The 9,960-nt window shown below is 73.4% G+C and carries 13 protein-coding genes; 2 read left to right on the top strand and 11 right to left on the bottom strand.

Features of this window, described 5'->3' with window-relative positions; genetic code table 11:
• The first annotated feature begins 267 nt into the window (after positions 1–267).
• A complete protein-coding gene (locus M8C17_RS26040; RefSeq protein ID WP_007458348.1) occupies positions 268–756 on the top strand; it encodes a transcriptional regulator in 489 nt (162 codons plus the stop codon).
• Positions 757–828: 72 nt separating this feature from the next.
• On the opposite strand, the gene nusB is transcribed toward M8C17_RS26040, so the two are convergent.
• The 5 genes from nusB to M8C17_RS26015 all read right to left on the bottom strand — a co-directional run bounded on the left by nusB (position 829) and on the right by M8C17_RS26015 (position 4,429).
• Positions 829–1,239 (bottom strand): transcription antitermination factor NusB, encoded by a 411-nt coding sequence (gene nusB, locus M8C17_RS26035; RefSeq protein ID WP_252419227.1) that lies wholly within the window; start codon positions 1,237–1,239, stop codon positions 829–831.
• A gap of 23 nt (positions 1,240–1,262) precedes the next feature.
• Positions 1,263–1,820 carry an elongation factor P gene (gene efp, locus M8C17_RS26030; protein WP_210917934.1) on the bottom strand — a complete coding sequence of 186 codons (558 nt, stop codon included), beginning with the start codon at positions 1,818–1,820 and terminating at the stop codon, positions 1,263–1,265.
• An 83-nt stretch (positions 1,821–1,903) separates the two neighbouring features.
• A complete protein-coding gene (gene aroQ, locus M8C17_RS26025) occupies positions 1,904–2,344 on the bottom strand; it encodes a type II 3-dehydroquinate dehydratase (RefSeq protein WP_252419186.1) in 441 nt (146 codons plus the stop codon).
• Positions 2,341–3,420: a 3-dehydroquinate synthase gene (gene aroB / locus M8C17_RS26020; protein WP_252419185.1), complete on the bottom strand. Its 1,080-nt coding sequence runs from the start codon at positions 3,418–3,420 to the stop codon at positions 2,341–2,343. The genes aroQ and aroB overlap by 4 nt, the downstream gene beginning before the upstream one ends.
• A gap of 10 nt (positions 3,421–3,430) precedes the next feature.
• On the bottom strand, positions 3,431–4,429 hold the full coding sequence (locus M8C17_RS26015) for a YafY family protein (RefSeq protein ID WP_252419184.1): 999 nt from the start codon (positions 4,427–4,429) through the stop codon (positions 3,431–3,433).
• Between the two features lie 80 nt (positions 4,430–4,509).
• On the opposite strand from M8C17_RS26015, the gene M8C17_RS26010 reads away from it, so the two are divergent.
• Entirely contained in the window at positions 4,510–5,238 is a 729-nt protein-coding gene (locus M8C17_RS26010; RefSeq protein ID WP_252419183.1) for an alpha/beta fold hydrolase, read from the top strand.
• A gap of 47 nt (positions 5,239–5,285) precedes the next feature.
• Here the strand turns inward: M8C17_RS26010 and M8C17_RS26005 are convergent, their stop codons facing one another.
• From M8C17_RS26005 to M8C17_RS25980, 6 genes are all read right to left on the bottom strand, one after another.
• Positions 5,286–5,789 carry a shikimate kinase gene (locus tag M8C17_RS26005; protein WP_252419182.1) on the bottom strand — a complete coding sequence of 168 codons (504 nt, stop codon included), beginning with the start codon at positions 5,787–5,789 and terminating at the stop codon, positions 5,286–5,288.
• Complete coding sequence (gene aroC, locus M8C17_RS26000) at positions 5,789–6,967, bottom strand: chorismate synthase (RefSeq protein ID WP_252419181.1); 1,179 nt, start codon at positions 6,965–6,967, stop codon at positions 5,789–5,791. The genes M8C17_RS26005 and aroC overlap by 1 nt, the downstream gene beginning before the upstream one ends.
• Positions 6,968–7,079: 112 nt before the next feature.
• Positions 7,080–7,736 carry a class I SAM-dependent methyltransferase gene (locus M8C17_RS25995; RefSeq protein ID WP_252419180.1) on the bottom strand — a complete coding sequence of 219 codons (657 nt, stop codon included), beginning with the start codon at positions 7,734–7,736 and terminating at the stop codon, positions 7,080–7,082.
• Positions 7,737–7,811: 75 nt separating this feature from the next.
• Positions 7,812–8,732: a glycosyltransferase family 2 protein gene (locus tag M8C17_RS25990; protein WP_252419179.1), complete on the bottom strand. Its 921-nt coding sequence runs from the start codon at positions 8,730–8,732 to the stop codon at positions 7,812–7,814.
• On the bottom strand, positions 8,729–9,334 hold the full coding sequence (locus M8C17_RS25985) for a glycosyltransferase (RefSeq protein ID WP_252419226.1): 606 nt from the start codon (positions 9,332–9,334) through the stop codon (positions 8,729–8,731). The genes M8C17_RS25990 and M8C17_RS25985 overlap by 4 nt, the downstream gene beginning before the upstream one ends.
• Before the next feature lie 98 nt (positions 9,335–9,432).
• Positions 9,433–9,912, bottom strand: a complete 480-nt coding sequence (locus M8C17_RS25980; protein ID WP_252419178.1) for a UDP-N-acetylglucosamine transferase subunit ALG14 — start codon at positions 9,910–9,912, stop codon at positions 9,433–9,435.
• Positions 9,913–9,960: the final 48 nt, after the last annotated feature.

Genomic DNA, 9,960 nt, shown 5'->3' with positions numbered 1-9,960 from the left:
TCACGGGACGGGTCGTTAAAGGATGTCGGGCACCTCCGGCCGGTCCGGGGGCGGACGTGGGCCGGGGCTTCACGCCACGTTACCAGTGGTCACCGGGCCGATGGACGGCGGCCGCTGATCATCGGATCAGGCCGACGAATGGGGATAACTCCCCCCGTGCTCCCCAACGGTAAGGTCACGACCACTTGACCAGGTGTCGCAATCCCCGTACCGTCACGCTCCGTAGCGATCGACGGGAGAACCCCGAGCAGCACTGGGAGTGTCCGAATGCCCTCTGAATACGCCAAGTCGCTGGGCGCCCGCCTGCGCTCCATCCGCCAGCAGCAGGGTCTGTCCCTGCAGGGCGTGGAGGAGAAGTCGAACGGGCGGTGGAAGGCCGTGGTGGTCGGCTCGTACGAGCGCGGCGACCGGGCCGTGACGGTGTCCCGCCTGGCCGAGCTGGCTGAGTTCTACCGCGTCCCCGTCTCGGAGCTGCTGCCCGACGGCAGTGGGGTCCGTCACGAGCCAACCAGCAAGATCGTCCTGGACCTGGAGCGGCTCTACGACGAGGCCTCCGAGGACCTGGCCTACGTCGCCCGCTACGCCCGTGCCATCCAGCAGCAGCGCGGTGACTACAACGGCCGGGTGCTCTCCATCCGCGCCGACGACCTGCGGGCGCTCGCGATCGTCTACGACGCCTCGCCGTCGGGTCTGATCGAGCGGCTGACCGAGCACGGTGTGCTGGTCGCCGACCCGCGGGCGTTCTTCGCCTCCTGAGCAGTCGATCCACCGAAAGGGCCCGTGCCATCCGGCACGGGCCCTTTCGTCGTACGGGAGCTGAGCGGTGGCTCAGCGGGTGGCGTACTCGGCGATCCGCCCGAGAATGCCGTTGAGGAAGCGCGGCGAGTCGTCCGTGGACATCTGCCGGGCCAGCTCGACGGCCTCGCTGATCGCCACCGCGTCGTCGATCTCGTCGACGTAGAGCAGCTCGTAGACCGCGATGCGGGCGAGGTTGCGGTCGACCACCGGCATCCGCTCCAACGTCCAGCCCTCGGCGTAGCTGGCGATCAGCTCGTCGATCCGGTTCAGGTGCTCGGCGACACCCTCGACCAGGCCCACCGCGTAGCCCAGGTGCTCCGGTGCGGGCTTCTCGATCCGCTGGAGGTAGCCGGCGAGCACCTCCACCGGGGGCCGGTCCCGCAGGTCGGCCTCGTAGAGGACGTCCAGCGCCCGCTTGCGCGCCTTGCGGCGCGCCGGCATCTGCTGCTTGGGACCCTCAGCCATCAGGAGCGGCCGAGGTAACGGCCGTCGCGGGTGTCGACCTTGATCTTCTCGCCGGTGGTGATGAAGAGCGGCACCTGCACGGTCGCGCCGGTCTCGACGGTGGCCGGCTTGTTGCCGCCGGTCGACCGGTCGCCCTGCAGACCCGGCTCGGTGTACGTGACCTCCAGCACCACGCTGGTGGGCAGCTCGATGTAGAGCGGGACGCTCTCGTGCGTGGCGACGGTCGCCTCGGCCTCGGGGAGGAGGTAGTTGGCCGCCTCGCCGACCGTGCCGCCGGGGACGGTGATCTGGTCGAAGGTCTCCAGATCCATGAAGACGTAATCCTCGCCGTCGGCGTACAGGTACTGCATCGTGCGCTTGTCCACGGTCGCGGTTTCGACCTTGGTGCCCGCGTTGAAGGTCTTGTCGACCACCTTCCCGGACAGCACGTTCTTCAGCGTGGTGCGCACGAACGCACCACCCTTACCGGGCTTGACGTGCTGGAACTCGACGACGGCCCAGAGCTCGCCGTCCAGGTTGAGTACCAGGCCGTTTTTGAGGTCGTTGGTGGAGGCCATTTCCTGCCTTGATCATCAATTGGCGGACAGACCCTGCGAGTCTACTAGCTGCGTCGAATCGCCCGACCCCCGCTCGGTGCGCTTCAGTCGGCGGCCGTGGCGCGAACGGCCAAATGGTGCAGAGCAAGTCGATATCCGTCAATACCGAGCCCGCAGATCACACCCGTCGCGACCGCCGAGACCACCGAGTGGTGCCGGAACTCCTCACGGGCGTGGATGTTGGAGAGGTGCACCTCCACCAGCGGCCCGCGCAGCATGGCGCAGGCGTCCCGCACCGCGTACGAGTAGTGCGACCAGGCAGCCGGGTTGAGCACCACCGCGGCACCCTCGTCGGCGGCGGAGTGCAGCCAGCCCAGCAGCTCGTGCTCGGCGTCGGTCTGCCGGACCGTCACGTCGAGCCCCAACTCCTCGCCGGTGCGCTCGCAGAGCGCCACCAGGTCGGCGTAGCTGGTCGAGCCGTACACCGCCGGCTCGCGGGTGCCCAGCCGGCCCAGGTTCGGGCCGTTCAGGACGTACACCCTCACCGGCCACCCACCTCGCGGTAGGCGGCTTCGAGCAGCGCGTCGTCCGGACCCTCGAGCATCCCCGGGCGGACCAGCCCGTCCAGCACCACGAAGCGCAGCAGGCTGCCCCGGGCCTTCTTGTCCACCCGCATCACGGCCAGCAGCTTCGGCCAGGCGTCGGCCGGGTAGCTCACCGGCAGGCCGAGCGCGGCCAATGCGCTGCGGTGCCGGTCGGCGGTTGGCGCGTCCAGCCGGCCGGCGAGCCGGGCCAGCGCGGCGGCGTACACCAGGCCGACGGCGACGGCGTGGCCGTGCCGCCAGCGGTAGCCCTCGACCTGCTCGATCGCGTGGGCCAGCGTGTGGCCGTAGTTGAGCACCTCCCGCAGGCCCGACTCCCGCAGGTCGCCGGCGACCACGTCGGCCTTGACGCGGATCGCCCGCTCGATCAGCTCCCGGGCCACCGGCCCGCGCGGATCGGTGGCCGCGGCCGGGTCACGCTCGACGAGGTCCAGGATCGCCGGATCGGCGATGAAGCCGCACTTGACCACCTCGGCCAGCCCGGCCGCCAGGTCGGTCGCGGGCAGGCTGTCAAGCGTGGCCAGGTCCGCCAGGACACCGACCGGCGGGTGGAACGCCCCCACCAGGTTCTTGCCGGCGGCCGTGTTGATCCCGGTCTTGCCACCCACCGCGGCGTCCACCATGCCCAGCAGCGACGTGGCCACCGGCACCCAGCGCACGCCGCGCAGCCAGCAGGCCGCGACGAAGCCGGCCAGATCGGTCACCGCGCCACCGCCGACCCCGACCACCGCGTCGGTACGGGTGAATCCCGCCGAGCCGAGCCGGTCCCAGCACGCGGCGGCGACGTCGATGTGCTTGCCCGCCTCGGCGTCAGGCACCTCGATCGGCAGCGGCTCGACGCCGGCGGCGCGCAGCCGTTCGCCGATCGCGTCGGCCAGCGCCTTCAGCGGGGGCGCGTGCAGCACCGCCGCTCGGGTCGCGCCGGGCAGCAGCCCGGGCAGCGCGTCCAGCAGATCGCGTCCGACCAGCACGTCGTACGGCCGTTCGCCGCCGACGGGAATCCGGGTCACCTCGTCCATCGCCGGCAGCCTAGTCCAGCGGGGGCCGCGGTGAGGGTAGCTGCCCACCTGCTGGCCGGGCGGCCCACTCGGCAAGCAGCCGGGCGTGCTCGGCCACCGCGGCGCGCAGCGCGTCGGGGTGTCGCACGGTGAACGGGCAGCCCAGCCCGGCGAGCAACGCGGCCGTGCCGGGCAGGCTCTCCACCCGGGTGCGCAGCAGCACGCCGTCGGTGGTGGCGGTCAGCTCGGCCACGCTGGGCGGGACGCGGCGGCGGGCGGCGACCAGGTCGGTCTCCAGCAGCACCTCGATCTCGTGCGCGTACGGCACGGCGGCCAGCGACCGTGTCACCCGGGCCACCGGGTCGAAGCCGTCCGGCACGGTGAACGTCGCGGTGCCGGGCGTCACCGCGTCGACCCGGTCCAGCCGGAACGTGCGGATCTGCCCACGCCGGTGGTCGTGGCCGGTGACGTACCAGCGGCCGGCGTGGAAGACCAGCCCGTACGGGTCGAGCTCACGGTGTGACCGCTCGCCCCGCCAGGAGCGGTAGTCCAGCGCCACCCGCTGCCGGTGCCGGGCGGCCGAGGCCAGGGTGAGCAGGGTGCCCGACGCCGGCTGCCGCCCCGGCTCGGGTCGGCGCAGGGTGAACCCGAGGTGCTCCTGCACGGCGGCCAGCCGGTCCGCGAGCGCCGCCGGCAGCACCCGGTGGATCTTCGCCAGGGCGGTGGCGGTGGCGGGTTGCTCGGTGCCCAGCCCGACCCGTTCGGCGACGACCAGACCGAGCAGCACGGCCATGGCCTCGTCGTCCGTGAGCATCAGCGGTGGCAGCTTGAACCCGGGCCGCAGCCGGTAGCCGCCGTAACGACCCCGGTCGGCGGTGACCGGGATGCCCAGCTCGACCAGGGTGGCGGCGTACCGGCGCACGGTCCGCTCGTCCACGCCGAGCTGGCCGGCCAGCTCGGCGGCGGTCGACCGGTGCCGCGTCTGCAGCAGTTCGAGCAGGCCCAGCACGCGAGCGGCGGGATGTGACACGGGCCACTCCTCCAAACCGGGCGGATTCTGTCCGGTTGCAATCGTACGGTCGTGTCCATACCCGAGAGAAGGAGCGACAGATGGCGACGTTCGTGCTGGTACCGGGGTTCTGGCTGGGTGCCTGGGCATGGCGCGAGGTGACCGCCGCGCTGCGGGCGCAGGGGCACGAGGTGTACCCGATGACGCTGACCGGGTTGGCCGAGCGGGACCACCTGGCCGGACCGGAGGTGGGGCTGGAGACGCACACCACCGACATCGTCCGGCTGATCGAGGTCGAGGACCTGCACGACGTACTGCTGGTCGGGCACTCCGGCGGCGGCATGCCGGTCGCCCAGGCGGCGGACCGCATCCCGGACCGGATCGCCCGGGTGGTCTACGTGGAGAGCGGGCCGCTGCCGGACGGCACGGCGCAGTTCGACACGGTGCCACCGGAGGAGCAGGAGGCGCTGCGGGCCGCGATCGGCACCGGTCACCTGCTGCCGCCGCCGGCGTGGGACCCGGCGGCCGACCCCGCCAACCTGGCCGGCCTGGACGAACCGACCCTGGCCCTGCTGCGCGCCCGGGCCACCCCGCAGCCCCTGCGCGCGGCGACCGACCCGGTGCGGCGCACCGGCGGCCGTCCGGTGCCGACCGCGCTGGTGGCCAGCACCTTCCCGCTGACGGTGGTGGAACAGATGATCGGCGAGGGACACCCGTTCTTCGCCGGGCTGACCGGTGGTCGGCTGTTCGAGCTGCCGACCGGGCACTGGCCGATGCTCAGCGAGCCGAAGGCCCTGGCCGACGTGCTCGACACCGTCGCTCGCGGCTGAGGAGGACGGGTCGGCCCGCCCCGGTCGATCGGCCGGGCGGGCCGGCCTCAGCGGGACAGCAGCTCGGTGATCTCGGCGACGATCTCCTCCGGGGGCCGACCGTCGGTGCGCACCGTCACGGTGGCCACCTCGGCGTAGAGCGGCCGGCGCTGGTCCATCAGGTGCTTGAGGGTGGCCCGTGGGTTGATCGCGAGCAACGGCCGACCGGCACCGAGCCCGACCCGCTTCACCGCGTCGGGAAGCTCGACGGACAGGTGCACCACCCGGTGCCCGACCAGGGCGGCCCGGTTCTCCTCGGCCAGCACCGCGCCACCGCCCAGAGCGAGCACCCCCGGGCTGGCCGCGAGCGCCGCGGCCACCGCGGCCCGTTCGAGGGTACGGAAGTGCTCCTCACCCTCGTCGATGAAGATCTCCGGGATGGGCTTGCCGGCCATCGCCTCGATGTCGGTGTCGGTGTCGCGGAACTCCACCCCGAGGGCCTCGGCGAGCGCCCGCCCGACGGTGGTCTTGCCGCAGCCGGGCGCGCCGACCAGCACGACGACCGGCGCCATCAGCGGATGACCAGCGCGTCGAGGTAGCCGGTCAGGTTGCGGCGAATCTCGCCGACCGAGTCCCCGCCGAACTTCTCGGTGGCCGCCTCGGCCAGCACCAGCGCGACCATCGCCTCGGCGACCACCGCGGCGGCCGGCACGGCGCAGACGTCCGAGCGCTGGTTGATCGCGGTGGCCGGCTCACCGGTGGTGATGTCCACGGTGGCCAGGGCCCGGTTCAGCGACGAGATCGGCTTCATCGCGGCACGGACCCGCAGCGGCTCGCCGGTGGTGATGCCACCCTCCAGGCCGCCGGCCCGGTCGGTGACCCGGCGGACACCGGTGGCCGACGGGATGATCTCGTCGTGCGCCTCGGAGCCACGGGAGCGGGCCTGCTGCCAGCCGTCGCCGATCTCCACGCCCTTGATCGCCTGGATCGACATCAGCGCGGTGGCGAGCCGGGCGTCGAGCTTGCGGTCCCACTGCACGTGGCTGCCCAGGCCCGGCGGCACCCCGTACGCCAGCACCTCGACCACGCCGCCGAGGGTGTCGGCGGCCTTCTTCGCGGCGTCCACCTCGGCGACCATCAGGGCACTGGCCTCCGGGTCGAGGCAGCGCAGCGGGTCGGCGTCGATCCGGGCGGCGTCGGACGGGGTGGGGCGCAGCCCGGGCTTCGCGGCCACCGGGCCCAGCTCGACGACGTGCGAGACGATCTCGATGCCGAGCGCCTGGCGGATCAGCGCCTTGGCGACCGTGCCGACGGCGACCCGGGCGGCGGTCTCCCGGGCGCTGGCGCGCTCCAGGATCGGCCGGGCGTCGGTGTGGCCGTACTTCTGCATGCCGGCCAGGTCGGCGTGGCCGGGCCGGGGACGGGTCAGCGGCGCGTTGCGGGCCTGCCGGGCGAGCTCGTCGGGGTCCACCGGGTCGGCGGCCATCACCGTCTGCCACTTCGGCCACTCGGAGTTGCCCACCCGGATCGCCACCGGGCTGCCCAGGCTGACGCCGTGCCGCAGGCCGCCGAGCACCTCGACCTCGTCCCGCTCGAACGACATCCGGGCGCCGCGGCCGTAGCCCAGCCGCCGGCGGGCCAGCTCGTCGGCGATCTCGGTGGTGGTCACCTCGATACCGGCCGGCACGCCCTCCAGCAGCGCGACGAGGGCGGGGCCGTGCGATTCACCTGCAGTCAACCAGCGCAACACAGCGGTCAGTCTGTCACGGCGGGCCACCGGCCCGGTGCGCTGCCCGCCGCGTCCCGCCCTGCGGACGACCGGCGGCTGCCGGGCCGGGCCGCGTCGGGCGGCGCGGAAGCCGTCACGAGCCCCGGTGCGCGATCAGCGACTTGGTGAGGCCCAACAGCCGCTCGTTGCGGATGGTGGCGTCCGGGAAGAGGTGCCGCATCTCCGCCCGGCCGATCAGTTCCGTGGTGAGGACCTGCCGGATGGCCGCCTCGTACGACTTGCCCGGGGTGTAGGCCAACGGCCACCTGCGCGCCACGACCACGCGCGCCGGCACCGGCAGGAACTGCATGCCGGGCGCCACCCAGTGCGGCTCGACCGGGAAGTACCGGTACGGCGTCTGCACCCAGTACGCGGGCGCCAGCTCGCGGATCGCCTCCGCCATGCGCCGGCGGCGTTCGTGCCCGCCCACGTGCTCGAGCACGCTGTTGCTGAAGACGAGGTCGTAGCGGCGGCTGAGGATGCTCTTGGGCAGCTCGCAGGCGTCGGCGTGGTCCGCCTCGGCCCAGTCGGGCAGCTCCGACGGCAGCGGCTCCAGGTTGACCACGTGGACGCGCGCCGGACGGACGGGCACCCGGGCCCAGCTCTCCACGCGCCCTCCGAGGTCGAGGACGTTCATCTCGGCGAGGTGCGGGAACGTGTCCGACAGCCAGGCGGCGCGCCGCGCCCGGCGCTTCGCACCGAGTGAGGTCGGTGAGTCGACCAGGCGGAACCGGAGCGAGTGAAGTGCCATGAGCGGCATCCTTGTCTGCTGTGTCGGGGGGCGGTTCGCGCGGCGAACCGGTCGGCAGGTCGGTGGGCGCGGGCTTCAGATGCCCCGGCCCCGCTTGTGCAGGGTGCGCAGGACGGCGTCGGCCCGGACCATCCGGCCGGCCACCGCCAGTGCGAGGTAGGCGCGTGGCTCCCGCGGGTTGCGCCGGATGGTGCGCCGCGCCCAGCGCAGCGCGCCCCGCCGGTCACCGGACGCCGCCCGGGCGAAGGCGATCTGCCCGGTGACCCGCGCCTCGCCGGCCGGCTGGGTGCCGAACTCCGGGTAGCGATCCAGCAGCCACTGCAACGCCTCGGAGATGGTGTCCCAGCGCTGCGCGAAGTACGAGCGCTGGTGCCAGCGCACCAGCACGTAGGGGGTGCGCAGGTTGACCAGCGGGGCGCTGCGGGCGGCCCGGAGCAGGAACTCGTAGTCCTCCGCGTAGCTGCCCGGGATCTCCTCGTCGACCAGCCCGAACCCGTCGCGCAGGGCCGCGGCGCGGATCAGGAAGGTGGACGGGTGCAGCTCGGTCATCCGGTCCCGGAGCAGGTCGGCCAGGGCGACCCGGTCGAGGTCGAGCACCCGGTCCACGGTGTGGCCGTCGTAGCTGACCCGGATGCCGCAGCTGACGAACTCGGCCTCCGGCGCGGCGGCGAGCGCGGCGATCTGGGCGGAGAGCTTGCCCGGCAACCACTCGTCGTCGTCGTCGCAGAACGCGATCAGCTCACCCTCGGCGACCAGGGTCCCCGAGTTGCGCGCCCCGGCCAGCCCGGGAGTGCGGCCGTTGCGGATCACCCGGACGACACGGTCCGGCCGGGACAGCTCGGCCAGCGACGCGTCCGGGTCGGAGTGGTCGTGCACCACCACGACCTCGACGGCGCCGGGATGGTCCTGGTCGAGGATGGCCCGGACGGCGGCCCGGAGCAGCTCCGGCCGGTCCCGGGTGGGCACCACGACACTGACCGTGGGTCGTGGCGTCATCGGTCCCGCCCGGTCCGCGCCCAGGGGAACCACCACGCCCGGCGTCGCCCGGGTGCGGAGGCGACCAGCGCGTCCACGATCTGCCCGACCCGGGCCACCGCCGCGTGCCGCGCGTCGTGCGCCTGCGGGTCGGCGGCGACCGCGAAGCGGGTCGGGTCGGCCAGCCCGGCGGCCAGCGCGTCGCGCAGGGCCTGACGGGTCTCGCAGAGCGCGACCATGCCGGCCGCGCCGAGCCGGCGGGCGAAGAGCAGTTGGTGGTCGTCGACGTGCTCGCCGTGCGCCGGGTCGCGAGGGACCACGATGGGCAGGTGACCGTGCCGGCGGGCCTCCAGGATGGTCGCCGGGCCGCCGTGGCAGACCACCAGGTCGACGTCGGCCATCGCGGCCTGCAACGCGTCGTGGCCGAGGAACGGCACCGCGCCGGGCACCGCCGGGGCCCGGGTGTGCCCGTGCTGGATGGTGAGCCCGACGTGGTCGGCAGCCTCGACGTGCCACTCGTCCAGCCAGTTCACCAGCCGGTCGAAGGGGTGCTTGTCGGTGCCGACGGCGACCAGCAGTTGGAGCCGCGCGTCGTCGGCGCGGTCCCGCTGGCGGGGCACCAGCGCCGGTTCCGGGCGGGGGGCGGGCCGGGCCGGGTGCGGCACGGGCCGGGGTGCGGCGGATCGGGCGGTGGGTGCGGTGCCGGTGGTCGCCTCCCCGCTCACAGCAGTGTTCCCACGACGGTCGCCTCCGGGTACTGCCGGCGTTGCTCGTCCCACTGCACCAGCATGGCGGAGAGGAACGGCCGGCAGAGCCGGGCGGTCAACGTGGGGGTGTCGATCCGGTCGTACACCTCGATGTAGACGGTGGGGACGCGGCGCAGCCGGGCCAGCACGATGAACGGGACGGCGACCCCGGCGCCGGTGGTGACCACCGCGGCGACCCGCCGACGACGCAGCACCCGCCAGGCGAGCAGCGCGTTGCGCAGGAGGTTCGGCAGGTTCCGGGTGGTCGGGTGGTGTGCCGGCACCAGGTCCTCCCCGGCGAGCAGCGACACCGCCTCCGGGGTGTCGAAGGTGACCCAGCATCGGGGCCGATTCTCGTACCAGGACCGCAGTGCCAGCAGTTGGGCCAGGTGGCCGCCGCTGGAACCAACCAGCAGCAGGACCGGGGGCCCTCCGTCCTCAGTGCTCGTGTCCACGCGACTCCCCACAAGTTCGCTTGGAATTTCGGTCGGCGCCAGGCTGAA

Origin of the sequence: Micromonospora sp. RHAY321, assembly GCF_023896955.1 — a bacterium.
Lineage (GTDB): Bacteria > Actinomycetota > Actinomycetes > Mycobacteriales > Micromonosporaceae > Micromonospora.
This window is presented reverse-complemented; position numbering and strand designations above follow the sequence as displayed.

What these genes read in the sequence shown, in the direction of transcription:
- M8C17_RS26040 (WP_007458348.1), top strand. Translation starts at nt 268, where the DNA reads ATGCCCTCTGAATACGCCAAGTCGCTGGGCGCCCGCCTGCGCTCCATC.
- nusB (WP_252419227.1), bottom strand. Translation starts at nt 1,239, where the DNA reads ATGCCGGCGCGCCGCAAGGCGCGCAAGCGGGCGCTGGACGTCCTCTAC.
- efp (WP_210917934.1), bottom strand. Translation starts at nt 1,820, where the DNA reads ATGGCCTCCACCAACGACCTCAAAAACGGCCTGGTACTCAACCTGGAC.
- aroB (WP_252419185.1), bottom strand. Translation starts at nt 3,420, where the DNA reads ATGGACGAGGTGACCCGGATTCCCGTCGGCGGCGAACGGCCGTACGAC.
- M8C17_RS26010 (WP_252419183.1), top strand. Translation starts at nt 4,510, where the DNA reads ATGGCGACGTTCGTGCTGGTACCGGGGTTCTGGCTGGGTGCCTGGGCA.
- M8C17_RS26005 (WP_252419182.1), bottom strand. Translation starts at nt 5,789, where the DNA reads ATGGCGCCGGTCGTCGTGCTGGTCGGCGCGCCCGGCTGCGGCAAGACC.
- M8C17_RS25995 (WP_252419180.1), bottom strand. Translation starts at nt 7,736, where the DNA reads ATGGCACTTCACTCGCTCCGGTTCCGCCTGGTCGACTCACCGACCTCA.
- M8C17_RS25990 (WP_252419179.1), bottom strand. Translation starts at nt 8,732, where the DNA reads ATGACGCCACGACCCACGGTCAGTGTCGTGGTGCCCACCCGGGACCGG.